Below are 23547 nucleotides of genomic sequence, written 5' to 3'. Positions count from 1 at the left end.
AACGGGCTTGCGGCGATGGCGTCCCCTCCTTGGAACGCCATCGCCACCCGTCCTCCGGGGAACTTACACGGCCTGCTTGAGCGCCGCCTTCTCGGCGCGGAGCTCGTCGATCGAGCGGACGTTGCGGCGTGCCGCACCCGCCCATTCACGGGTCTTCACGGTCGACTTCGCCAGACGCTCCTTGGCGGCCGGAACCGCATCCGCATATTGCGGCAACCAGCGTGCCTGGGCGACGACCATTTCATCGACCATCTGCCAGACCTCTTCCGGCGTCGCCACCGCGCCGACCAGCGGGTCGTGGAGGACGGCGAGCTTCAGCAGATCGATGTCACCGCTGATGGCGGCATGAACCGACATGCGCTGGACGTTGATCGAGGCCATGCAGGTCGCGGCACAGGCTTCCGGAATGGTGATGCCGGAGACCATGTTGATGCCGAAGCGATCGACGAAGCCGGGCGATTCGATGATCGCATCCGAAGGCAGGTTGGTGATCACGCCGTTGTTCTTGAGGTTGAAGTGACCGCGATAGACGCGGCCCGTTTCCAGCGCCTCGAGGATATGGCTGGCGTGCTCGTTGGAGCGCTTGGCCGGATCGATCGGCTTTTCGGCCGAAGCAAGGAACTGCGGGAATTCCGTCTCGAACCAATTGCGGGTTTCCGTCGAGTGGCGGAGATAGCCGCCGGTCTCGCCGTGGATCCAGTCGGACATGTCGATCCACTTGGTGATCTCATCCGGCCGCTTGCGGTACCAGGGCAGGTATTCCGAGAGGTGGCCATTGCTCTCCGTCGAATAGACGCCGAAGCGCTTCAGGACGTCGATGCGCAGCTTTTCCTGCTGCGAGAACACCGGATGCGCCTCGAAGGCGGCAACCAGCTCATCCTTGCCGATCTTGCGGCCGTTGAGCTTCAGATCGACGAACCAGGTCTGGTGGTTGATGCCCGAGCAGATGTAGTCGAGCTCGGAGACCGACTTCGCGCCGAGCACTTCGGCGATCTGTTCGGCGCCGTGCTGGACGCCGTGGCAGAGCCCGACTGTATCGACCTTGCCGTATTCGATCGCGGCCCAGGTGTTCATCGCCATCGGGTTCGCGTAGTTCAGGAATTTGGCGCCCGGCTCGGCGACTTCGCGGATATCCTTGCAGAAGTCGAGAATGACGGGGATGTTGCGCTGGCCGTAGAGAATGCCGCCGGCGCAGATCGTATCACCGACGCACTGGTCGATGCCGTATTTCAGCGGAATCCTGATATCGTCGGCATAGGCTTCGAGACCGCCGACGCGCACGCAGCTGATGATATAGCGGGCGCCGGTCAGAGCCTCGCGGCGGTTGGTCGTCGCCGTCACCTTGGTCGGCAGCTTGTTTGCGGAGACGATCGTGTCGAGGATCTGCTTGATCATCTGCAGATTGTGCTCGCTCATGTCGGTGAGCGCGAACTCGATGTCCCGGAACTCCGGAACGCACAGAATGTCGGTGAACAGCTTTTTCGTGAAGCCGACGCTGCCTGCGCCAATGATAGCGATTTTGAAACTCATGATCCTAGCCTCGATGCGATTAAAATGCCGGGATTGGATAACAGGAAGAAGAATAGGCCGCGGGCTTGCGTCCGACGCCGAAAAAGGCCAGAAATCCGGCTTATTCTCCTCCCCGCCGCTCCTCAAGCCCGGCGGTGTTCTCTCTCTTGGGGCGGATTATGCGTAAAAAATTCCGGGCCGCCAGAGAAGGATTATGCTTTCATGGGTAATTCTGTGCTGCAGGATTTGATCGACCGCGGACCATCCATGCGCACTGTTTCGCTGCCGCGCGGCCGACAATCCCTGCACACCATGCCGACAAGCACCGGTTACGAGGTGCGCGAGGATGCCACCTATGACTGGGACGGCCGCAAGCGCGGGCAGACGCCTTTTACCGTATTGCAGCATACGATCAGCGGCGCGGGCAATCTGCGCTATGAGAATCGCGAGTTGCGGGTCAAGGAGGGCGAGACGCTGCTGGTGCTGGTGCCCCACAATCACCGCTACTGGCTGGAGGATGGTGATCGCTGGGAGTTCTTCTGGATCTCGATGAACGGCGAGGAGGCGCTGCGCATCCACCGTTCTATCCTTGCCGTCACCGGGCCAATCCTCAAACTGCAGCCGCAGACGATCGAGCATCTTGCCGATTGCAGCCTGCGGCTCATCACTGGCGGCGAGACGCCGGGGCTTGCATCGTCGATCGCCTACGAGGCGGCGATGGCGTTATATGACGACGTGTTCGGTTCGCATCCGGTGTTCAGCGAGGAATACCGGACCATGCAGCACGTGATCGACTACATCACCGACAATCTGGAAAAGCCGCTACCGGTTGAAGACCTCGCAAGAGTGGCAGGCCTCAGCCGCGCGCACTTCTCGCGCATGTTCGCCGCCAACGAAGGCCTGCCGCCGGCCGAATATGTGCTGCAGAAGCGGCTGAAACGGGCCGTCAAGCTGCTGACGAAGACCGCCCACATGCCGGTCAAGGAGGTCGCCATCCGCTCGGGTTTCGAGGATGCCAACTACTTTTCCAAGGTCTTCCGCCGCGTCTACGGCACCAACCCCACGGAATTTCGCACCACGGGCATGTATGCCAGCGTCGGCAAACCGCGCTGACAGCAATAGGGCAAGATCAGTCCGCGGGCTTATCCGGCGCGGCGCCGTGATCGGCATCTGAGGGCGCCGGTGCGGCTGGCAGCGGCCGCGACCCGACATAATAAGCACAGCCGCCGATCACCAAACCGACGAAAAGCGCCAGCCATATGCCCGGGCTCGCCGCCAGATAGAACACCACATAACCGCCGGCCATGCCGGTGAGCGCCATCGCCTTGGCGCGCATCGATATCGCGCCTTGGTCACGCCACGCCCGCAATGTTGGGCCGAAAGTTGGATGGTTCAGCACCCAAGCTTCAAGCCGTGGCGACGAGCGGGTGAAGCACCAGACGGCAAGGATCAGAAAGATGGTCGTCGGCATCAGCGGCAGCAGCGCACCGATGAAGGCGAGGACCAGCATCAATATGCCAAGGACGAAATATCCTGCACGCAAAGTAAGGGCGGTGACGCGGCCGGGTTTCACAGACATCTTCCGGTTTATAGAGGGCTGGATATCCCTTTCACGACAGCGTCGCGGAATGCAAGGGCATAGCCGATTTTCCGGTGGCCGGCGCTATTCCGCCGCCTCGCGCAACGCCAACGGCTCTATATCCTGCAACTGATCGGCATCGGGGAACAGATTGTGCCTCAGACCGACCAGTGCCATCAGGGTTTTCCGCGCCGCCGATGACCTGACGGGGTCGCGTAGGGCACCGATCGCGGTATCGACCGCCTGCAGCAGCGACGGGGCTGGCTGCGCCTCGGGCCGGCGCCGTCTTTCCGTGTAGAAGGACGCGACGGCATCGAGAACCTCGTCCACGGCTGCACGCTGATCGGCGAGAAGCAGACCCTTGTAAGCCTGCAAATCGACGACGCTGGTACCAACGCGCATGTCCTTCAGCATATCCGCCTGGATGACGGCGGAACCTTCTGTGATCGAACCGAGACGCGGTACCATCAGCGAGAGCCGATCCAGCATTGTATAGAGTAGAGCCTGGGGATCGCGCTTCTGCGACTTGCGCGCCACCGCGGCGATATCCGTCCATGCAGCCTTCAAGAGCCTGCGCGCACTCCACTCCGCGACAACCGACCTGACTACAGCGGCAATGCCGATCGCCATCAGTGTTCCGAGGATGGTCGAAAGGTTTGTATTCAGGAAAGAGGCGAGATCGAAGCTTGGCCGCGACTGAAGTGTCAGCATGGTCGGGATGTTGGCGGACAAAGCCATGCCGAGCAGGAAGGTCGATGGCCGGGCGATCAGCACGCCGAGCGGCAGGAAGAGAAAACTCAACGCCAGCACGAGCGATGAGAAGCCGCTGAGCACCGGCATGACCGCGAAAACGAAGACGAAACTCAAGACGAGCGCGACCATGCTGAAGATCATGAACTTGCGGATGATCGGCGTCGGATTGTCCATGGCGGCGAAGAAGCAGATGAGAATGCCTGCAATCACGGGCGCTCCGGCGCCGCTACTCCAGCCCGTCATGATCCAAAAGACCGTTCCGAGCACGATGGCGAGCGCCGCCGAAAAGCCGGAGAAGAGCGCCATGCCGTAGTCTTTGTGAGTAGGGCGCGTGGTCGCCTGCGCAAACCCGAACAGCTGCTTCTTCCAGAGGTGCGGCGTTCCCGAGGCGATATCCTGGCGCAAGCCGACGCAGTCGTTCCAGATTTCCAGGAGGTCGCGCAGCCGCGCCGCGAAGTCCAGCACGAGAAGATCCTGCCACCGGCTTGAACACATCGCCTCGGCCTCGAGCGTCTGAAGCGGCGCCAGCAATTCGCTGTAACGCTCAACCGGCATCGGCTCTTTCATGCGCATCCACTCAGCGGCATCGGTGATGAGCGCCTTGATGGCTGGCGTGTGCTCATAGCCCGTCCTCGCGAGTGCGGCATCCACATCCACGAGGCCAGAAACCACGGGCAAGAGCGTGATCATCAGCCCCTGCAACTCGCGCGACGCCCCGACGAGATCGCTGTGGCTTGAGGTGTCGTAGGACACATGGGTCGTGAACATTCTGATATCGGCGGCTTCAGCCGCAAGACGGCGGGAGGTCCGCACCAGTGCGGGATCCTCAGGGCGCCTGTCGAGTGCTGCCGAGATCAGAACGGAAGCATCGCTCAGCCAGGCATCGATGCGCGCCGTCAACACCGGCCCGGCGTGGCGCGGGAAAATCACCCTGTTGATGACTGCCGCGCAAATGATGGCCACGAAAATCTCGATGACACGCGAGGTGGTATAGGTAAACACCGTCGCCGGATTATCGACCAGGGGAAAGCTGGTGAGCGCGGTCGTATAACCGGCCAGCATGAAGCCATAGCTGCGCGGCGTGCGGTCGAGGAGGCTGATCGCAAGACATGCCGCGACCCAAAGCGCGATCGCCAAGGTGAGCAATTCAGGCGCATTCACGAGATTGGGCACAAGCACGATGCTCATCGCCCCGCCCACCGCCGTGCCGACTAGGCGATAGACCGCCTTGGACGTGCTTGCGCCGGATAGCGGATGCGCAACGATATATACGGTCGTGACAGCCCAATAGGGGTTGGGCAGGTCAAAGCACAAGGCGATGAACAGCGCCAGCATGGCTGCCATGAAAGTCTTTATCGAAAAGACCATGTCCCACGTATCGGGGAGCCAGGTGAGCTTCTTGCTTGCCATGAAGAACCGAAGGGAGCGCAGCCGCTCGCATGAATTAGATCGCCTACGTACTATTCGCATACGAATTAAAATAAAACAATATGCTTTACTGCGCGACCGCGCGCCTTTAGCGCTCTTCCAACGAAGATCGACGCGGGGAGGACAGGTGAGATGACGAGGCACGCAAAAACCTTGAGCCGCAGGGCGGCGATCACGTCCAGCCTGCTGCAGGCAGGAAGCATCTGGAAACGGATGGCGGAGAAGGCGTTGGCCGAAGACGGAATTTCCGCGTCTCGCGCCAATCTGCTCATTCTGGTAAACCGCTCCGGCGGCGGCGTGCGCCAGGTGCAGCTTGCCGACGGCCTGGGCCTCGCCAGCCAATCACTGGTCCGCCTGCTGGATGAACTGACAGCCAGCGGCCATATCGAGCGCAGGGACGATCCAGCCGACAGGCGAGCCAAAACCATATGGCTCACCCGAGAGGGACAGGAGCTGGCCGATCGCATCGAGCTCGTCGTGACGTCATTGCGAGAAAGGGTGCTTCGGAACATCGACGATGCTGACATCGAGGCGGCCTACCGCGTTCTCGATGCCATAGTACGGGCGAGTGGCGAAAATTCTACCGCAGATTGACCTCAAGAAGAGTTGATACAAAACCGTCACAGATAAAGAGAAATAAACCCTCAATAACGAATATGTTTCGCAACTATTGCTGTCATTATTGCAACAGCAACCGAATCAAATAGAAAATTCCAGTCAATACATCATTTTGAATGCACACATTTTATTTGCTTGAATATTTGGACTGATATAAAAGACATTCAAAATAAAAAATACCACCCCGGAAACGCCCTTCAATTTACCTGCAGCATGATGATGTCAGGATTGAAGAAGATGAAGGCCGCAACCACGAGTATCGATCCGAGGGACCGTAAGATACTGTCTGTATCGCGTATCCTAGGTTATGCGTTCGCATTTATGCTGATCTTCATCATCGCGATGGCGATGATACCCAATCAGTTCTTCATCGTCTCGACACGGGCGGTGATCAACGCACCGGTGCAGATGATCGCCTCGCCCATCTACGGCAGGGTCGACAAGATTTCTCTGCAGGTCGGCCAGGTCGTCAATCTCGGCGACGTGATGGCGACGGTTTCGAACCCCAACCAGGATCAGACATCGCTGACCGGGCTCAGGCTTGAGAAGCTGGATCTGACCGAAAAGCTCAACAACACGACGAGCGTGGCTGCCGAGCGCACAGAACAGCTGAACAAGGTCAAGACGCAGATCGACAGCGTCAAGGCCGGTGTTTTGAGCGAGCTGTCGGCGGTCATCGTCAATTCCGAATTCAATGTGCAAAACTATCAGGCCCGCCTCGCCGAGCAGGATGCGCTGCTGCTGCGCCAGCAGACGCTGCTGAAAAAAGGCCTGATCTCGGACACGAGCCTTGAGCCGCAACGCCAGAAGCGCAATGCAGCCCAGGCCGAGCTCGATTCCGCCAAGGGCGAGCTGCGCCGCAACGAGATCGTCCAGTCGCTTGTCGGCCGCGACATCTATACCGGCGGTACCGTTGCTGCGAACCTGCTGACGCTCGAGATGCAGCGCACAAAGCTCGCTGGCGACATCGCCGAGGACAATATCGAAATCAACCAGATGACTGAGCGCAAGCAGCAGGTCGAAAACCTGATCTCGCGCGAAGAAGGACGCCTCGGCAAGACCGGCGCGGCCGAAGTCACCGCCGAACGCCACGGCCAGATCGTCAGCGTCGATGCATCCTTCGGCGATTTCGTCATGCAGGGCCAGCCAGTCGCCAAGTCGCTCGACTGCACCGAAGCCTTCGCCGCAGCCGTCTATCGAAGCCGCGATGTGACCGCGCTCGAGATCGGCACGCCCGCGATGGTCAACTTCCGCAGCCTGGGCGTGAAGCGCAGCGGGCACATCTACAAGATCGTCCGATACTTCAACTCCGGCCCCGAGAACCGCTATTTCGCGAAATTCCCCGAGGCCGAGGGGTATGAGGTCTATGTTCTCGTCAAGATCGACGAGCCGACCGCCCAGGACGGCAGCGTAGCCCAGCAGAACAACGACAAGTTCTTCGGATGCCACGTCGGCGAGGATGTCATCGTCTCACTCGGCGAGACCATCACCTCGCGTATCGCGCGGTATTCGATGGCCGTCGTCGCCGGACTGACATCGCCGGCGAGCATTCTCTCGGCATCCACATCGCTGGACAAGGGCACCGGTCCGCGACTGCCGACCAACAAGACTGCGACACCCTGAAGAGCCAAGCTGAACGTTTATCTGCGTATCGCGAGGGGCGAAAATGAAGGGCATGAACTCGTCAATGGGTGAGGTTTGGCGCGCGGTGGTCGCATCACTCCTGGCCACCTTACTGGTTGCAGCGGCGATAGGCACCGCGCGGGCCGATGACGCAAGCAACAAGCAGCTCGCCTGCTCGATGTGCGACGCGTTGGCCGCGAAGATGACGGGCGAGCCCGAGCAGCCATTCGTCTTTCGCAGCTTCGAGCCGGCCAATGGCGGCTCGGCGCTGCATCCTTCGCTGGAAAACACCGGCTTTACCTACGACAATGCGCTTGCGATGATGGCGCTTTACGGCTGCCAGCGCACGGCGGAAGCCCGCCGCGTTGCCGATGCGCTGGTGGTCGCGCTCGAGACTGACCGCCACTACCACGACGGACGCCTGCGCAACGCCTACCGCTCCGGCGCGGTCATTCCGGGCAAGGAAGGCATGCTGCTTCCAGGCTATTGGAGCACGGCCAGCAACTCCTGGATCGAGGACGGCTATCAGGTCGGCACGGCGACCGGCAGCACGGCCTGGGGCGCGCTCGCCCTCTTGATGGCTTATGAGGAGACCAACCAGCAGGCTTATCTCGACTCCGCCCGCAAGATCATGGATTGGATCCACCGGAACACGGCCGACCCGAAGAATGTCGGCTATCTCGGCGGCTTCTTCGGGCATGAGCCGACGCCGGAGCGTATGACCTGGAAATCGACGGAGCATAATCTCGACGTCTACGCCGCCGACAGCTGGCTCGCCCGGCTGGACGCGGGTGGCGACTGGACGCACCAGGGCGACAGCGCGCTGCAATTTCTCAAAGCCATGTGGAACGAGGCGGAGGGCCGCTTCTATATCGGCAGCGTGCCTGACAGTAACGCGCCGAATGTGGGCATGTCTGGCCTCGACGCCGAACTCTGGCCACTGATCGCTGTTCCGGACTTCAAGTCCAAGGCCGATCGCGTGATGGAATGGACAGACCTGAACCACGGAGTGGAAGGCGGCTACGACTTCAACAACGACCGCGATGGTGTCTGGCTGGAAGGCACGGCGCAGGCGGCGCTCGTGCTTCGCGAGACCGGCCACCCCGAGAAGGCCGAGCCGCTTTTTGCCACCATTGCCAAGCAGCGCGAACCCGGCGGCCTCGTCTACGCCACGGAAAACGAGCAGCTGACGACGGGCCTGCAGGTCGGCCCAAACTCGGCACCGGGCGACTTCAAATACTACCGACTGCCGCATATCGGCGCGACCGGCTGGGCCGTTCTCGCCGCTCTCGACATCAACCCCTTCGTCGGCCTGAAAGGCCAGATGAAGGCCAGTAGCAAGGATGGTCCATGTCCCCCGAAGTAGTCACCTTGTCGGACTCAATACTATTCTCACTGCTGGCGATCGCGCTGATCGTGGGCTGCGCCTGGCTGCTGGACGCCAACCGCGGCAAGGACCGCGTCATCTTCGGCACGATCCTGGTCGTCATGCTCCTGAACTACCTGTACTTCCGCATCACCAAGACCCTGCCGGATTTTGAGTGGAGCGCCTACGCGGTCTGGCCCCGCTTCTATCTCGGCTTCGAAGTGGTCGTTATCTTCTACACGGTGCTTTCGATCGTCTTTTTCTTCAAGCGGACCGACCACAGTGGCGCCGCCGACGCCAGCGAAGCGCTCATCGCGCAACATTCGCGCCACCCGGCCGTCGATGTCTTCATCTGCACCTACAACGAAGAACTCTCCATTCTCGAGCGCACCATCCTGGCCGCCAAGGCGATCGACTACAGCAATTTCACGGTCTGGGTGCTGGATGACGGACGCCGCGACTGGCTCGAGGATTATTGCAACGGGGTCGGCGTGCGCTATCTGCGCCGAAACGACAATGTCGGCGCCAAGGGCGGCAACATCAACAATGCGGTCAGGCGCTCGGCCGAGGACACCAACGCGCCCTTCATCCTCATTCTCGATGCAGACTTCGCGCCACAGCGCGGCATTCTGAAGCGAACGGTGGGCCAGTTCATCGACACCGAGATTGGCCTCATCCAGACGCCGCAATTCTATTACAACGCCGACCCGGTGCAGCATAACCTGCTGGCCTCGAAGGCATGGGTCGACGACCAGCGCATCTTCTTCGACGTCATGCAGCCCTCCAAGGATGGATGGGGGGCCGCCTTCTGCGTCGGTACGTCCTGCATCGTGCGCCGCGATGCGCTCGACCTGATCGGCGGCATGCCGCAGGAAACAGTGACGGAGGATATCCACCTCACCTATCGTCTGATGCAGAAGGGCCTGAAGACGCGCTGGCTCAATGAACGCCTGAGCGTCGGCCTTTCGGCCGAGAGTCTCTCCGGTTACATTACACAACGCTGCCGCTGGTGCCTGGGCACGATCCAGGTGGCACTCCTGAAGGATGGCCCATTTCTCGGTCGCGGCTACACACTGATGCAGCGACTGCACTATTTCCACGGCCTGCTCTTCTGGTTCTGCCGGCCCTTCATCCTGCTCCTGATGGCCGCCCCCCTGCTCTTCTACTTCCTCGGCCTGCCCGCCATTCTGATGGAGCCGGAGGCGTTCTTCCTCTATGCGCTGCCGATGGTTGCCGGCATGTGGACGTTCCATTCCTGGGTCTCCGGGCGGCGCAGCCTGCCACTATTCACCGAAGTGTCGCAGATGGTCTCGGCCATCCCGATCACCATCGCCCTCATCCACGCCCTCTTCCACCCCTTCGGCCGTCCCTTCAAGGTCACGGCCAAGGGGGAGGATCGCGGACGCGTGGAGGTGCTCTACCCGATCGCGGCAACGTTCTTCGCCATCATCGTGCTGACCTTCATCGGCATGCTCAACGGGCCGCTGCTCGGCACCTACAACGATCTCGACGGCTTCAGTGTCGCCTGGGGCATGGTCGTCATGGTCTACGCCTTCGTGTCGATGCTCGTCTGTATCGAACTCCCCCGCCCGCCCCTTGAGAAACTCGAGCTTGCGCTCGCCCGCGAAGGCCAGGTCGCCGGCGGCGGCAAGGCGGCTCCCTGCATGATCGATGCGATCTCGGTCGATACGGCCAAGATCACGATGCGCGAGGAGAGCGCGCTCAGCCAGATGCGCCTTGGCGACATCCTGATCTTCGCGCCTTTCGACAACTTCGACGTCGCCGGGCAGATCACGAGCATGGACCGGGCGAATGCGGGCCTGTCGCTCGCGATCGTCGCCATCAGGGACCGGCGCGACGACTACGAAATCAAGAAGGGCGCCGAGGATATCAGGCGCAAGATGGTGCAGCGCATGTTCAGCGAAATGCCCGAGGTTATGCCTGCACGCGCCTACCCTGTTCTCGCCGTTCATGGGCTGATGCAGCGCATGTTCGCACGGCCCGCGGTTCTGGTCGGCGATATCGAGCCCTATACGCTGAATGGACGCGAAGCGCCGCGCAAGTTCCACAAGCCGCGCTTCTTTTCGCCGAAGATTCCGCTGTTGCAACTTGGCGGTGGCGCCACTCCGCCGGCGGCGGCCGAGTGATGCGGCCTTATTGACGCAAAGAAAAATGCCGGGCCTCCTGGAGGTCCGGCATCTCTGTTAGCGGGTGGCTGTTGGGCCGAAGCGGCTCAGCGCCAGCCCAGGGCGGGCGCGACGTGCTTCAATATCTGCTCAACCACATGCGCGTTGTAATCGACGCCCAGCTGATTGGGGACGGTCAGCAGCAAGGTGTCGGCCTCGGCGATCGCTTCATCCTTTGCCAGCTGCTTCACGAGCGCATCGGGCTCGGCGGCATAGCTGCGACCGAAGATCGCCCGCGTCTTCTCGTCGATAAAGCCGATCTTGTCATCGCCTTCCCCGCTACGGCCGAAATAGGCCCGGTCGCGATCGTCCACCAGCGCGAAGATGCTGCGGCTCACCGATACGCGCGGCGTCCGCGTGTGGCCGGCTTCCTTCCAGGCTTCGCGGTAAGCGCGGATTTGCGCGGCCTGCTGCACATGGAAAGGCTCGCCGGTCTCATCGTCCTTCAGAGTCGAACTCTGCAGGTTCATCCCGAGCTTGGCTGCCCAGACGGCGGTCGCATTCGAGCCGGAGCCCCACCAGATACGCTCCCGCAGCCCCTCGGAGTGCGGCTCCAGACGCAGCATGCCGGGCGGGTTGGGGAACATCGGACGCGGGTTCGGCTGGGCGAAACCTTCGCCGCGCAGAACATCGAGCAGGACTTCCGCATGACGGCGGCCGATATCGGCATCAGACCCGCCCTCGGGTGGCTGATAGCCAAAGTAGCGCCAGCCATCGATCACCTGCTCCGGCGAGCCGCGGCTGATCCCGAGCTGCAAACGCCCACCGGCGATCAGGTCGGCGGCGCCGGCGTCTTCCGCCATATAGAGCGGATTCTCATAGCGCATGTCGATGACGCCGGTGCCGATCTCGATACGGCTGGTCTTGGCACCGACCGCAGCAAGCAGGGGGAACGGCGATGCGAGCTGGCGGGCAAAGTGATGAGCGCGGAAATAGGCGCCGTCGGCCCCAAGCTCCTCAACGGCAACCGCAAGATCGATGGACTGGAGAAGCGCGTCGCCCGCCGAGCGTGTCCCGGATTGCGGCGACGGTGTCCAATGTCCGAACGAGAGGAAACCGATTTTCTTCATGATGTGCACCGTGGAAGCGTGATTGACGAATTCATGCTTCATCGCACAGTTCCGGCCGCGGATACAGCGGTCCGGGTGTGACCACAGTGTCAACACATCATCGCATCGAACGTCAGTTTTCCGTCGATAAGTATGGCCCAGAATCGAAAAAGCCTGCCGCGGGAGGAGGTGCGGCAGGCTTTCGAAAAGAACCGAACAACAGCTGGGAGGAGGAGTGCTGTTGTTCCTCAGGCGACCCTGGGAGGAGGAGTGGGGCGCCTGAACCACGAAGCTTTGCGGGAGGAGGTGCATCGCTTCGTTGAAATTGACTATATCCAATTCCTGTTCATTTTCTAGGCATCATTGTGCAGTGCAGCTATGCGTTATGCGCATGGAATAAAATTCGACCTCTATGTCAGGTAATTTGCGGGCCAAAACGCGGAAACGCCCGCTGCGATCAAGCGGGCGTTTCCGGATTTAATGTCTTTTCGAAAGGCCTAGAGCGCTACCGAAGCGCGGGCTACGGCGCGAATGTCGCCGCGGTCGATGCCGAGGTCGTTCAGTTCGCGGTTGCTCATGCGGCCAAGTTCGGTGACGGTCTGACGGTACTTGCGCCAGTTGTTCAGGCTGCGTGCTACGTTCATGATGATCCCCTTTCCTGAGGTTCGTTTGACGTCAGCAACCGTGATTGGCTCCGGCGTCGTTTGATGTCGCTAATATAGGTGCTTCTTTTTGAGCAAAACAGCGACAATGCATCACGCCACCCATGCATGAAATGCAGAGGTCCACCTATCGGCGATATAAGAGAGTTACGCCCTGAAGCGATCGAAGGCCGTCAGGCGCCGGATTGGCGGATCGGCGTCCGGCCACCGGTAGATATCCGACCGGAGAAAGGCGAGTTCATCCTCGAGCGCGTCCTCATCCACCTCGACCCACCACGACTTCGGGCGGCCGTCACTGCCGTCGGACCAGCGATAGCCGCGCGCCTTCAGGTGATCCTTCATGTCGAAGGGGCTGTTTTCCGCATAGATGCGGATGCGTGCATGCTGGCTGGCCGCATAGAGTTCCGAAAACGCGGTGCCGGCACCCGCATTCTGGCAAAGCACTTCGAGCAAAGCGAAGCAATCGTCGACCGCGCGATGGCCATCGTGAAAATAGCCCGCCTGCCCGACAAGATAACCAAGCTTCGTCCCCTCGAAACCACGGGCCGACCAGTCAATTTCCGCGTTGGAGCAGGCCCAGGCCTTGCCGGCGAAAATCTGCGAGAAGGCCTCACAGAATGGCCGGTCGAAGCCGGCATTATGGGCGATGATCAGGTCGGCGGGTTCGATCAGGGCCTTCAAAGCCGCCAGATCGATCTCCTGGCCCGCAACCATCGCATCGGTGATACCAGTCAGCTTGGTGATCTCTGAAGGTATCGTCACCGTGGGCTGCTGCATGCCGCCGTAAACACCGGTCACGTTGCCGATATTGCCATCGTGGTCGAAGCTGAAAGCGATGACGCCGATCTCGATGATCTCATCCTTGCGGTGGCTGAGACCGGTGGTTTCGGTATCGAGGATGACGCCACGGAGCGGAAAGCCGGGGCGTGGCGTTGCTGCGACGGCGCGCGGCTCAAGCTTCTTCAAAATCCGGTAGCGACCTGTTTCAAGCAGGCAATCGACCATGCCCTGCTCGCTGACATCGCTTGGAGGCTGCCTCTTCAGCGATACCTTGCGTGCGGTTTGTCCAGAGGACTGGCTTGCGCCGCCCGAGAACATGTCGAACTGTTCTGCCATTATCCCTGATCTCTGCCGTCGTCCCCGTTTCGCCGCCGTGGCGAACGAATCGAGTGGATATACCCATAAAAACAATGGGGAAATCGAGCCGATCGGCAAGGATAATCGTCAAGCGGAGACGGCCTGCTCCGGCAAAGCCCATATACGCTGTGGACAAAACGAGGGGGTTGGCCGCCCTCTCAGGGTCCGCACCGAAGCGGTAAACTACTCCGCGACCAGCCCGCTTCGCCTCAGCAGCGACAGCAGCACCAGCGGGATCAGCGTCGTCAGCACGACGGTGACGAAGGCCATCGCCATGCCGAGACCGATCGATCCCTGCTCGAACTGCCGCCAGATGAAGACCGAAATCGTCTGCATGCCGACAGGCGCGACTAGGATCGACGCGACGAGCTCGCGGGTGGCGACCGCGAAGACGAGCAGCATCGCCGTAACCAGGCTCGGCGCGATCAGCGGCAAGAGGATGCGGCGAAAGGCGGTGAAAGCGCTGGCGCCGCAAACGCGTGCGGCGGCTTCGAGATTGTCGCCGATCTGGTGCAGCGCCGCGGTGGTGTAGCGCATCGGCTGCGGGAGCAGGATGCAGCAATAGGCGAGAAGCAGGATAAGCGGCGTGTTGTAAGGCGTGATCGGCAGCACCGGCTGGTTCCACGCCAGGATGAGCCCGACTGCGACGACGACGCCGGGCAAAGCGTTCGGCAAGGCCGTCAGAAGATCGAGCATCATGCGTCCGCGGAACCGGGTTTTAGCCACTGCGTAGGCCGAGACGGCCCCGAGGATGCCGGTCAGCAGCGCCGTGCCCAACCCGAGCGCGAAGCTGTTGCCGAGCGCCCGCAACGCACCGGCGCTGTTGTCGGCGATCGCGGCGAAATTGGAGAGGCCGAGGTTGCTGACGGCAAGGCCGCCGGAGATCGTGTTCGACAGCGCGGTCGCCAGGATTGCCAGAAGCGGGATGACGGTGGCAAGCGTCGTCACGAGGCCGAATAGGATGAGAACCGGAATGGTCAGCATCCCGAGCGGGCGCTTGTCCTTGGCCTGCGGCTTGCCGCCTGTTGTCACATAGGAGCGGCGCGCGAGGATCCAGCGCTGCGCCATGAAGGCGGCAAGCGACAGGATCACCAGCATCAGCGAGAAGACGGCGGCACCGGCAAGGTCGATCGGCCAGTCGGAAATGCGAAGATCGATCTCGGTCACCAGCACATCGAAACCGGACCGCCGCCCAAGGGCTGCCGGCGTACCATATTCCTCGATCGCCGCGGCGAAGACCAGAAGCAGGCTGGCGGCCAGCCCCGGGGTCGATAGCGGCAGCGTGATGCGCCAGAAAGCACGCCAGGAAGAAGCGCCGAACACGCGGCCCACATCGGCATAGCGCGCTCCGACCGCTTCGATGGTGCGCGAGACCGCGAAATAGACCAACGGAAACGTGTTGAGCGCCATCACCGTCGTCATCCCCGCCAGGGAAAACAGGAACGGCGCAAGGTGAATGCCGGTCAACTGCTGCAGGTAGCCGCGCGGCTGCAGCGTCATGATCCAGCCGAGCGTCGCGATATAGGGCGGGATCATGAAGGGAACGAGCAGCGCCACGTCCCAGAAGATCGCAAAGGGCACCTTGAACAAGGCGCGAAAGACCGCCAGCGGCACGGCCAGCAATGCGGCCGCCAACATGACGCAGATGCCGAGAATGACCGAATTGCCGCCCATCCGCAAAAGCTTGGGATCGGACAGCATCTCGGGAAGGTGCAGGAACGGGGCGGCAAGAGAACTCCGCCCCAGTTCAGGGAAAATCGCCTGGAGGACGATGAAGACGAACGGCACGGCCACGACGACAATCAAACCCGATGTCGCCACCCATGCTATCGGCCCGGTGCCGGCTGCGCCGTTCGCTTTCATGCTCTTCAGTCTCGATTATTCTTCAGTCTCAGTTGCCGGCGGCGAAGATCTTGCCGAATTCCTTCAGCGTCTCGTCACGCTTACCGTAGACGGCAGTGGCGTCGATCTGCAGAACCTTGAGATCGGCAACCAGCGGGCGGTTTGCCGGGATGTCGCTGCGGGCAGGCATCAGGTAGGTGGCGGCGACCAGCTTCTGGCCTTCGTCGGACAGCATGTAGTCGATGAACTGCTTGGCTTCATCCTGATGCTTCGACCAGTTGAGGATCATCGCCGGGCGCGGCGCGACGACAGTGCCGGAAGCCGGGAAGATCACGTCGATCGACTCGCCCTTTGCCTTGCCCGCGAGCGAGATGTAGTCGACCGCGCCGAATACGGCGGCCTTCGCACCCTGCAGAACCGGGTTCAGTGCTTCGGCATTGGCGCCGGCGACAACGGCGCCGTTGGCATCGAGCTTGGAGAAGAGATCCCAGCCCTGGCTACCGGCAAGCGCGGCCACCAGTTCGAAGCTTGCGCCCGACTGCGAGGGATCCGGCAGGTTCACGAGGTCCTTGTACTCAGGCTTTGCGAGGTCGGCCCATTCGGTCGGCTTCGGCGTGTTGCTTGCCGGGTTCCAGGCGATGCCGAGCGCGGAAACGCCCTGGGCAACCGCGGTCTCGGACTTGAGGAAATTAGGAACCTTGGCGGCGTTCGGGCTCGTGTAGGACACCAGCCAGCCGCGCTTGGTGAAATCGGTCGCCGTATCCCAAGAGGCCGAAATCAGCACGTCGACGACAGGATTGGCGGCTTCGGCTTCGATGCGCGCCATGATCTTGCCGGTCGTTGCCTGGAACACTTCGACCTTGTGGCCGGTCTGCTTGGTGTAGCCGGCGGCAAGCTTCTCGATCAGGCTGCCGGGGCCGGCAGAATAGACGGTGATGTCAGCGTGGGCGACGCCTGCCGCAAGTACGCCGGCGATAAGGGCGAAGCCCGCACCAAGAAATGATCTGCTCATATTTGCCTCCATAAGTGTTTGATATGCTTCAGTTACGCGTGAACCAGCGCATGTCTCCGCTATCGATGGCGAGGTTGACGACCTCACCCGCGACAGCGCGCTGACGCGCCAAGAATGTGAGCTCGCTTGCAGCCGGCCGGGCGCCCAGCGCGACCGTGGTCAGATAGCCATCGCCACGAAACTGCGAGTGGACGACCTCGGCGGGAAAGCCCTCCGCCGATGTCAGGCGCACGGCCTGAGACGGCAGCAGCACATGGGTCGCGCCGGTGGGGGCATTGTCGTCCTTCAGCACGATGCCGGTTTGGTTGAGACGAAGGCCGCTCTCATCGCGGGCGACGGGAACGACACAGCCGAGGCGCAGGAATTCCGCCACTTCGGGCGTCGCCGGCGCGCTCACCAGCGTTTCGGGCGCCGCCATCTGCTCGATGACGCCGCCACGCATAACGGCAACCTGATCGGCCAGCGAAAACGCCTCGCTTTGATCATGGGTGACATAGATGGCAGTGAGGCCGAGATCCGACATCAACGCGCCGATCTCACGCACCATGGTCTCGCGAAGCTCGCGGTCGAGGTTCGACATAGGCTCATCGAAAAGGACGATTGCCGGCTCGGCGACGATGGCGCGGGCGATTGCAACGCGCTGCTGCTGCCCGCCGGACATGTCGCTGATGCGCCGGGCGCCGAAACCGCCGAGACCGACCCGTTCAAGCGCCGCCGCAACGCGCCGCTCGCAGTCTTTGCGACCGACGCCGCGCATCTCCAGCGGAAAGGCAATATTGTCCGCGACGCTCAAATGCGGCCAGAGCGCATAGTCCTGAAACACCATACCGAGGCCGCGCTTTTCCGGTGGCACGAACAGGCCACCGGCAGCATCGGCCACCACGCTTCCGTTAATCTTTACGCTGCCCTTGGTCGGCGCCAGCAGGCCGGCGACCAGCCGCAGGAGCGTGGTCTTGCCGCAGCCGGACGGGCCGAGCAGTGCAAGAACCTTGCCCTTTTCAAGCGCGAGATCGACGTTATCAAGAACGGTGTTTGAGCCAAAATGCAGGCTGAGACCCGACACCGACACGGCGGCTGGTTGTGCAGAAAAATTGGTTATCATGACTATCAACGGAAAGAAATTTAGCCGCTTATAGTCAGACGGAATGACACTTTCGTGACACAATTGTTAACGTGGGATGTATGACATCACAGAGTTGTGGGACGGCAAACCGCCCGCATTCGCGCGGGCGGCCGCGATCCGCGCCGCCGGTTTTCCAACGGCGTGTGATTTCGCAAAGCTTGAGGACAACCCTCTATCGGCCGCGATAGACAAACTCGCCAGGGATAGCCGCCGCATCCTTGTCGGCCTGCAATGTCAGCGCGTCGCGCAGCGGCGAGCGAATGCAGACGGGGTCGGTTGCGCTGGCATCGCCGGCAAGCGCCATTGCCTGGCAGCGGCAGCCGCCGAAGTCGATCGCCTTGCGGTCGCAGCTGCGGCAAAGCTCCGGCATCCAGTCTTCGCCGCGATAGGCGTTGAAGGCGGAGCCGTGATACCAGATATCGGACAGCGACTTCTCGCGAACATTGTCGAAGGTCAGCGAAGGGATCGTCTCTGCCGCATGGCACGGAAGAACCCGACCCGAAGGCGTGACGTTCAAACCGATCCGTCCCCAACCACCCATGCATGCCTTGGGATAGGACGAGTGGTGGTCGGCCGGCACATAGTCGATGACCAGAATGCCTTCCAGCCGCTTGCGGGCCTCGATGACGGTTTTGTTGGCCCGCTCGACCTGCTCGCGCGTCGGCATCAGCGCGGCGCGGTTTCTTTCGGCCCAGCCGTGAAACTGCACGGTGGCGATCTCGATACGCCGGGCGCCGAGCTTCACCGCCAGATCGAGCATATCGTCCAGCTGGTCCATGTTCTGCTTGTGGCAGACGGCATTGACCGTCAGCGGTATGCCGCTTGCCTTGACCCAGGCGGCGACGGCCATCTTTCGATCGTATCCGCCCTTGTAACCGCCGACGCGATCGGCGCTTGCGGGGTTCGTCCCCTGCAGCGAGAGCTGAACATGGTCGAGGCCGGCATCGGCAAGCTCAAGCAGCCGCTTTTCGGTCAGGCCGACGCCCGATGTAATCAGATTGGTATAAAGGCCGGCGGCCGCACCCGCTGCCGTCAGCTCGACAAGGTCGCGCCGCGAGGCCGGCTCCCCGCCGGAAAGATGGAGGTGGAGCACGCCCATTTCGGCGGCTTGCTGGAAGACACGGATCCACTCCTCGGTCGACAGCTCTTCCTTGATGCCCGTGAGTTCCAGTGGATTGGAGCAATAGGGGCAGGCAAGCGGACAGCGATGCGTGAGCTCCGCCAACAGCGCCATCGGCGGCGGCGCGACTGAAGATAGCGGAGCGACCGTTTGCTTGACGACCCTTGCCTCGACGCCCATCACAGCACCTGCAGCATGCGACGATTGGCGAGTTCGCGGATGAAGGCAAGGACATCGGTCGCGATCTGCTCGCGCGGCGCCTGGAACTCGGCGGCGAAGTCGTCGGCAATCGTGTCGAGATTTCGCTGACCATCGAGCGCTTCGATGATTTTCACGGCGATCTCATCCACCGCCATCGCCAGTTCGGGCGCCAGGAGAACGGTCTGCCCGCGCACCGGATCGTGCCGCAAACGCACGCCACGGGCCAGCTTGACGACCATACCGCCGGTTATCGCGACCGTGTCTTCGCTCATTACGCGATCTCCTCGAGTTCGCCGATCACGCCCTCGCGACCGTCCCAGCCACCCGGCGGGATCAGGCCCGGCGTAACATAGGCGAAATGTAGCGCATCGAGCTGCGCCCACAACACCTCGGTCTTGAACGTCAGTGCGGCGGCTGCCGCGTCCTGCTTCTCCAGCGTGTTCGCGTTGTCGAGCACATAGGCAAGGCCGAAGGCGACATCCACGGGCGCCTCGTTCAGACGCTGGCGGAAATAGGAGAGCGCCTGATCGTCGGCAAAGGCATAGTGTTGCAACAGCCCGGCGATACGATCGGCATGGATCTTCGGCGCGAAAAGCTCCGTCAACGATGAAGCGACGGCCTCAAGCAGCGGCTTTTCGCGGACGAAATGAACATAGGCTTCGACGGCAAAGCGCGTGGCGGGCAGGATCCCACGACCGGAAGCCACATAATCAGGGTCGAGACCGACGGCTTCGGCGAGCTTCAGCCAGCGCCGGATGCCGCCACCTTCGGTGAGCCCGCCATCGTGATCCTCGATGCGGGAGCGCCAGGCGCGCCGCATGTCGGCATCCGTGAGACGCGACATGAAGGCGGCATCCTTCATCGGGATGTGGCTCTGGTAGCAGTAGCGGTTGATCACCCAGGCGCGAACCTGCGTCATGGTGCACTGGCCGCCGTGCAGCATTTTGTGGAACGGGTGCTTGTCGTGATAGCGGTCCGCGCCGATCGCCATCAGCCGCGCTTCGAATGCCTGCCGGTCAGGTGCTTCAGTCAAAGTCGATCTCCATGCCGTCATAGCCAATCTGGAAGCCGCTCGCCTCGAGCATGTCGCGCTCGGGCCCGGCCCGCCAGATCGGATTGGTGTTGTTGATGTGGACGTAGATTTTCTTGGCGATATCGAGCTTCGACAGAGCCGCGAAGCTGCCATCGGGGCCGCTGATCGCCATATGGCCCATGCGCTGCCCAGTCTTCTGGCCGACGCCGAGTGTGATCATCTCGTCGTCGGTGAACACGGTGCCATCGAAGAACAAGGCGTCGGCGCCGTCGATCCGCGCGATGAGGCTATCGCTGATATGGGCGCAGCCCGGAATGTAATAGACGCGCTTGCCCTCGGCGATCAGCTCGACGCCAACGGTCTGCTCGCCTTCCAGCTGAAGCTCGGGTTCGCCGTTTTCCATGAACAGCGGCACCTTGCCGGGGACAGCGAACAGGCGGGCCTCGACGCCCGGGAGCAGAGAAAACGGCTGCTCAAGCGTTATCGTGTGACGTTTCACAAATGTGGGATCAAGGGCGCGGAAGACGGGGTTGTCGTCGATGATTTCGGCAATCGCCGCCGTTACGAAGATCTCCAGCGGCTGCTTTTCGCGCAGGATCAACAGGCCGGCCAGATGGTCGATATCGCCATTGGTGATCAGCACACTCTTGATCGGACTGTCGCGCAGTGCCTTGGGATGCAGCGCGCTATTGTCGATGATCTGCTGCCTGATATCGGGAGAAGCGTTTAAAACCGCCCAGCTGTGGCCATCGAGACTGACGGCGAGCGATGATTGCGATTGTGGCCTGACACCGGATGCCGGATCGCGCGCAAGGCGGCAATTCCGGCAACCGCAATTCCATTGCGGAAGGCCGCCGCCCGCGGCGGCCCCAAGAACCAGACCGCGAAAGCCAGATGAATCTGTCACGCGCGGACCTCAAACATTACAAGTCAAATTGGATTTAGCCGACCTTAGAAAAGGATCGGTTCGTTGCCATCGGCAGGAGCGTAACGGTTGATTTCCATACCGCAGCTGACTTCGATGAACTTAGGGGCGTGCCAAGACATGTGTGTCTCCATTCATGCTGGTTTGTCTTACAAGGGTTCACCTAGGCCCACTCATGCTGCACTGCAATAGCGTTTTCAGCATGGCTGCCCGCCCAATGTCGCAAGGCCATCACAATCGCGAGATCAGGCGGGCAAAGCGGCCAGATTAGGCTGCTGAGTCCCATTCAGGCGCCAAACCGTCGGGGCTGACGATGCGGCCGTCGGCCTGGGCAAGCGCGTGGATGCGCGCCATATCCTCATCGCTCAGAGCGAAATCGAAGATCGCGGCGTTCTCGGCGGCGCGGGTCTCCGAGACGGTCTTCGACAGCGTGACGAAGCCCTGCTGGACGATCCAGCGAAGCACGATCTGCGCGATCGAGCGGCCATGTGCGGAGGCGATGTCGCTGAGGACGAGATCGCTCAGAACCTTGCCATCGGCCATCGCGTAATAGGCGGTGAGCGATAAGCCCAGCTCGCGCGCAGCCTCGATGACCGGACGCTGATCGAGATAGGGATGATACTCGACCTGATTGTTGGCAAGCGGCCGTTCGCTGAGACGCGCGGCATCTTTCATCAACGTCGTGTTGAAATTGGAGACGCCGATGTGGCGTGCCTTGCCTGCCTTGGCGACTTCGTTCAGCGAGGCGATCTGCTCTTCCAGGCTGACGGCCGTGTTCGGCCAATGCAGCAGCAAGAGATCGACATAGTCGGTTTTCAGCTTGGACAGGCTTTCATCGACGGAGGCCAGAAAAGCGTTGCGCTCGTAGTTCGCGACCCAAACCTTGGTGGTGAGAAAGATATCTGCGCGGGCGACACCCGAAGAGACGATCCCCTGCCCTACGGCAGCTTCGTTGCCATAGATCTGCGCGGTATCGACGTGGCGGTAGCCGGTCTTAAGCACATGAGAGACCATCCGTTCGGTATCGGCGGCTTCCATGCGGAACGTGCCGAACCCGAGCGCCGGGATTGAGGCGCCATTGGCGTTGACGAGTTTCATGAGAATTTTCCTTTCGATAGTGTCAGGCCGCGGAAGCGGCGGTCTTGGTTGAAGCAAGCGTGCGGCGGTCGAGCGAGCCGCTCCAGAGCGTGAGAACGAGAGCGCCGACGACGAAGATGGCGCCGACCCATGGCGTGGCCCCAAGGCCGAGCGACGAGGCGACCACGATGCCGCCGACCCAGGCGCCCGCGGCGATGCCGAGATTGAAGGCGGCGATGTTCAAGGCCGAGGCGACATCGACCGCTGCCGGGCGAACCACGCCGGCAAGCTGCACGACATAGATCTGCAGGCCGGGCACATTGGCGAAGGACAGGAAGCCAAGGGCCGCCAGCGTCGGGATCGTCAGCCAAGGCGACACGGCGGTGAAGCTGAAGATGGCGAGAACGATGGCCTGCGCGGTGAAAAGCCAGGCAAGAGCCTTGATCGGATCGCGGTTGGCCAGGCGTCCGCCGGCGATGTTGCCGATGGCAATCGCGATGCCGTAGAGCACAAGGATCAGACTGACGGACGAGGCCTGGAAACCGGTGACCTGCTCGAGGATAGAGGCCAGGAAGGTGAATGTGACGAAGGTGCCGCCGTAACCGAGAGCGGTCATCGCGAAGACGATCAGCAGACGGCCGCTGCCGAGAACCTTGACCTGCTCGCCGATCGTCGCCGCCGGTGCCTTCTTGAGGTTTGCCGGCAGCAGGATCCAGAGACCCGCGAAGGCGATGACACCGAGACCGGCGACCGCCGCGAATGTCGCGCGCCAGCCGAAGGTCTGGCCGATGAGCGTGCCGAGGGGGACGCCGGTGACGATTGCGACCGTCAAGCCCATGAACATCATGGCGATCGCCGACGCACGCTTGTTTTCGGGGACGAGATCGGCGGCAATTGTCGAGCCGACCGAGAAGAAGACGCCATGCGCGAAGGCGGAGAGAACGCGGGCGACGAGCAGAGGCGCATAGCCCGGGCTGAGCGCCGCCATCGTATTGCCGAGGATAAAGAGGGCCATCAGGCCGAGAAGCAGCAGCTTGCGATCGAGGCGACCGGTCAGCGCGGTCAGGATAGGCGCACCGAAGGTGACGCCGAGCGCGTAGACGCTGACGATCAGACCGGCGAGCGGCAGATCGATGTTGAGATCATTGGCGACGGTGGGCAAGAGCCCGACGATGACGAACTCCGTCGTGCCGATCGCGTAGGCCGCGACCGTTAAGGCAAACAGGGCAAGGGGCATTGTGAATCCATCCAGTGACGATGCCGGACAAGCGGCGATTTGGGATGGCTGGAATATGGACCACTGG

General features: G+C 61.7%; 21 protein-coding genes. 5 read left to right on the top strand and 16 right to left on the bottom strand.

Annotation, left to right across the window (positions count from 1 at the left end; translation table 11 throughout):
• Positions 1–63 precede the first annotated feature (63 nt).
• Positions 64–1530 carry an alpha-glucosidase/alpha-galactosidase gene (locus D460_RS0102195; protein WP_018896861.1) on the bottom strand — a complete coding sequence of 489 codons (1467 nt, stop codon included), beginning with the start codon at positions 1528–1530 and terminating at the stop codon, positions 64–66.
• Positions 1531–1731: 201 nt separating this feature from the next.
• On the opposite strand from D460_RS0102195, the gene D460_RS0102190 reads away from it, so the two are divergent.
• Positions 1732–2622: an AraC family transcriptional regulator gene (locus D460_RS0102190; protein WP_018896860.1), complete on the top strand. Its 891-nt coding sequence runs from the start codon at positions 1732–1734 to the stop codon at positions 2620–2622.
• 16 nt (positions 2623–2638) lie between these two features.
• Here the strand turns inward: D460_RS0102190 and D460_RS32430 are convergent, their stop codons facing one another.
• The gene (locus D460_RS32430) at positions 2639–3088 is read right to left on the bottom strand and encodes a YbaN family protein (protein WP_081619833.1); all 450 of its coding nucleotides are present in this window, start codon (positions 3086–3088) and stop codon (positions 2639–2641) included.
• 84 nt (positions 3089–3172) lie between these two features.
• On the bottom strand, positions 3173–5251 hold the full coding sequence (locus tag D460_RS0102180; protein ID WP_018896858.1) for an FUSC family protein: 2079 nt from the start codon (positions 5249–5251) through the stop codon (positions 3173–3175).
• 150 nt (positions 5252–5401) lie between these two features.
• On the opposite strand from D460_RS0102180, the gene D460_RS32425 reads away from it, so the two are divergent.
• The 4 genes from D460_RS32425 (at position 5402) to D460_RS0102160 (ending at position 11023) form a co-directional block, all read left to right on the top strand.
• Positions 5402–5863, top strand: coding sequence for a MarR family transcriptional regulator (locus D460_RS32425; RefSeq protein ID WP_018896857.1), 462 nt, complete (start codon positions 5402–5404; stop codon positions 5861–5863).
• Positions 5864–6124: 261 nt separating this feature from the next.
• Positions 6125–7510 (top strand): HlyD family efflux transporter periplasmic adaptor subunit, encoded by a 1386-nt coding sequence (locus D460_RS0102170; protein ID WP_026282705.1) that lies wholly within the window; start codon positions 6125–6127, stop codon positions 7508–7510.
• Between the two features lie 64 nt (positions 7511–7574).
• The gene (locus tag D460_RS0102165; RefSeq protein ID WP_018896855.1) at positions 7575–8876 is read left to right on the top strand and encodes a hypothetical protein; all 1302 of its coding nucleotides are present in this window, start codon (positions 7575–7577) and stop codon (positions 8874–8876) included.
• On the top strand, positions 8861–11023 hold the full coding sequence (locus tag D460_RS0102160) for a cellulose synthase catalytic subunit (RefSeq protein ID WP_018896854.1): 2163 nt from the start codon (positions 8861–8863) through the stop codon (positions 11021–11023). The genes D460_RS0102165 and D460_RS0102160 overlap by 16 nt, the downstream gene beginning before the upstream one ends.
• A gap of 86 nt (positions 11024–11109) precedes the next feature.
• Here the strand turns inward: D460_RS0102160 and D460_RS0102155 are convergent, their stop codons facing one another.
• The 13 genes from D460_RS0102155 to D460_RS0102095 all read right to left on the bottom strand — a co-directional run bounded on the left by D460_RS0102155 (position 11110) and on the right by D460_RS0102095 (position 23480).
• Positions 11110–12132, bottom strand: a complete 1023-nt coding sequence (locus D460_RS0102155; RefSeq protein ID WP_026282704.1) for an LLM class flavin-dependent oxidoreductase — start codon at positions 12130–12132, stop codon at positions 11110–11112.
• Between the two features lie 476 nt (positions 12133–12608).
• Entirely contained in the window at positions 12609–12755 is a 147-nt protein-coding gene (locus D460_RS34885) for a DUF1127 domain-containing protein (RefSeq protein WP_018896851.1), read from the bottom strand.
• Positions 12756–12920: 165 nt separating this feature from the next.
• Entirely contained in the window at positions 12921–13889 is a 969-nt protein-coding gene (locus D460_RS0102140; protein ID WP_018896850.1) for a 3'-5' exonuclease, read from the bottom strand.
• A gap of 204 nt (positions 13890–14093) precedes the next feature.
• Complete coding sequence (locus D460_RS0102135; RefSeq protein ID WP_018896849.1) at positions 14094–15773, bottom strand: iron ABC transporter permease; 1680 nt, start codon at positions 15771–15773, stop codon at positions 14094–14096.
• Between the two features lie 28 nt (positions 15774–15801).
• Positions 15802–16764: an ABC transporter substrate-binding protein gene (locus tag D460_RS0102130; RefSeq protein ID WP_018896848.1), complete on the bottom strand. Its 963-nt coding sequence runs from the start codon at positions 16762–16764 to the stop codon at positions 15802–15804.
• 28 nt (positions 16765–16792) lie between these two features.
• A complete protein-coding gene (locus tag D460_RS0102125; RefSeq protein ID WP_026282703.1) occupies positions 16793–17866 on the bottom strand; it encodes an ABC transporter ATP-binding protein in 1074 nt (357 codons plus the stop codon).
• 193 nt (positions 17867–18059) lie between these two features.
• Positions 18060–19187, bottom strand: a complete 1128-nt coding sequence (pqqE, locus tag D460_RS0102120) for a pyrroloquinoline quinone biosynthesis protein PqqE (protein WP_018896846.1) — start codon at positions 19185–19187, stop codon at positions 18060–18062.
• On the bottom strand, positions 19187–19480 hold the full coding sequence (gene pqqD / locus D460_RS0102115) for a pyrroloquinoline quinone biosynthesis peptide chaperone PqqD (RefSeq protein ID WP_018896845.1): 294 nt from the start codon (positions 19478–19480) through the stop codon (positions 19187–19189). Before pqqD ends, pqqE begins: the two co-directional genes overlap by 1 nt.
• Positions 19480–20241 carry a pyrroloquinoline-quinone synthase PqqC gene (gene pqqC / locus D460_RS0102110; protein WP_018896844.1) on the bottom strand — a complete coding sequence of 254 codons (762 nt, stop codon included), beginning with the start codon at positions 20239–20241 and terminating at the stop codon, positions 19480–19482. The genes pqqD and pqqC overlap by 1 nt, the downstream gene beginning before the upstream one ends.
• Positions 20234–21148 carry a pyrroloquinoline quinone biosynthesis protein PqqB gene (gene pqqB, locus D460_RS0102105; protein WP_018896843.1) on the bottom strand — a complete coding sequence of 305 codons (915 nt, stop codon included), beginning with the start codon at positions 21146–21148 and terminating at the stop codon, positions 20234–20236. The genes pqqC and pqqB overlap by 8 nt, the downstream gene beginning before the upstream one ends.
• Positions 21149–21192: 44 nt before the next feature.
• Positions 21193–21288, bottom strand: a complete 96-nt coding sequence (pqqA, locus tag D460_RS32420) for a pyrroloquinoline quinone precursor peptide PqqA (protein ID WP_018896842.1) — start codon at positions 21286–21288, stop codon at positions 21193–21195.
• A gap of 145 nt (positions 21289–21433) precedes the next feature.
• Positions 21434–22264: an aldo/keto reductase gene (locus tag D460_RS0102100; RefSeq protein ID WP_018896841.1), complete on the bottom strand. Its 831-nt coding sequence runs from the start codon at positions 22262–22264 to the stop codon at positions 21434–21436.
• A gap of 22 nt (positions 22265–22286) precedes the next feature.
• Positions 22287–23480, bottom strand: a complete 1194-nt coding sequence (locus D460_RS0102095) for an MFS transporter (RefSeq protein ID WP_018896840.1) — start codon at positions 23478–23480, stop codon at positions 22287–22289.
• Positions 23481–23547: the final 67 nt, after the last annotated feature.

This window comes from Rhizobium sp. 2MFCol3.1 (assembly GCF_000377565.1).
GTDB lineage: Bacteria > Pseudomonadota > Alphaproteobacteria > Rhizobiales > Rhizobiaceae > Rhizobium.
Note: the sequence above shows the minus strand (reverse complement) of the source record. Positions and strands in the feature narration are given on the sequence as shown.

What these genes read in the sequence shown, in the direction of transcription:
- pqqA (WP_018896842.1), bottom strand. Translation starts at nt 21,288, where the DNA reads ATGTCTTGGCACGCCCCTAAGTTCATCGAAGTCAGCTGCGGTATGGAA.
- D460_RS34885 (WP_018896851.1), bottom strand. Translation starts at nt 12,755, where the DNA reads ATGAACGTAGCACGCAGCCTGAACAACTGGCGCAAGTACCGTCAGACC.
- D460_RS0102100 (WP_018896841.1), bottom strand. Translation starts at nt 22,264, where the DNA reads ATGAAACTCGTCAACGCCAATGGCGCCTCAATCCCGGCGCTCGGGTTC.
- D460_RS0102125 (WP_026282703.1), bottom strand. Translation starts at nt 17,866, where the DNA reads ATGATAACCAATTTTTCTGCACAACCAGCCGCCGTGTCGGTGTCGGGT.
- D460_RS32430 (WP_081619833.1), bottom strand. Translation starts at nt 3,088, where the DNA reads ATGTCTGTGAAACCCGGCCGCGTCACCGCCCTTACTTTGCGTGCAGGA.
- D460_RS0102190 (WP_018896860.1), top strand. Translation starts at nt 1,732, where the DNA reads ATGGGTAATTCTGTGCTGCAGGATTTGATCGACCGCGGACCATCCATG.
- D460_RS0102170 (WP_026282705.1), top strand. Translation starts at nt 6,125, where the DNA reads ATGAAGGCCGCAACCACGAGTATCGATCCGAGGGACCGTAAGATACTG.
- D460_RS0102165 (WP_018896855.1), top strand. Translation starts at nt 7,575, where the DNA reads ATGGGTGAGGTTTGGCGCGCGGTGGTCGCATCACTCCTGGCCACCTTA.
- D460_RS0102180 (WP_018896858.1), bottom strand. Translation starts at nt 5,251, where the DNA reads ATGGCAAGCAAGAAGCTCACCTGGCTCCCCGATACGTGGGACATGGTC.
- D460_RS0102155 (WP_026282704.1), bottom strand. Translation starts at nt 12,132, where the DNA reads ATGAAGAAAATCGGTTTCCTCTCGTTCGGACATTGGACACCGTCGCCG.
- D460_RS0102135 (WP_018896849.1), bottom strand. Translation starts at nt 15,773, where the DNA reads ATGAAAGCGAACGGCGCAGCCGGCACCGGGCCGATAGCATGGGTGGCG.
- D460_RS0102130 (WP_018896848.1), bottom strand. Translation starts at nt 16,764, where the DNA reads ATGAGCAGATCATTTCTTGGTGCGGGCTTCGCCCTTATCGCCGGCGTA.
- D460_RS0102140 (WP_018896850.1), bottom strand. Translation starts at nt 13,889, where the DNA reads ATGGCAGAACAGTTCGACATGTTCTCGGGCGGCGCAAGCCAGTCCTCT.
- pqqD (WP_018896845.1), bottom strand. Translation starts at nt 19,480, where the DNA reads ATGAGCGAAGACACGGTCGCGATAACCGGCGGTATGGTCGTCAAGCTG.
- D460_RS0102195 (WP_018896861.1), bottom strand. Translation starts at nt 1,530, where the DNA reads ATGAGTTTCAAAATCGCTATCATTGGCGCAGGCAGCGTCGGCTTCACG.
- D460_RS0102095 (WP_018896840.1), bottom strand. Translation starts at nt 23,480, where the DNA reads ATGCCCCTTGCCCTGTTTGCCTTAACGGTCGCGGCCTACGCGATCGGC.
- D460_RS0102160 (WP_018896854.1), top strand. Translation starts at nt 8,861, where the DNA reads ATGTCCCCCGAAGTAGTCACCTTGTCGGACTCAATACTATTCTCACTG.
- pqqE (WP_018896846.1), bottom strand. Translation starts at nt 19,187, where the DNA reads ATGGGCGTCGAGGCAAGGGTCGTCAAGCAAACGGTCGCTCCGCTATCT.
- D460_RS32425 (WP_018896857.1), top strand. Translation starts at nt 5,402, where the DNA reads ATGACGAGGCACGCAAAAACCTTGAGCCGCAGGGCGGCGATCACGTCC.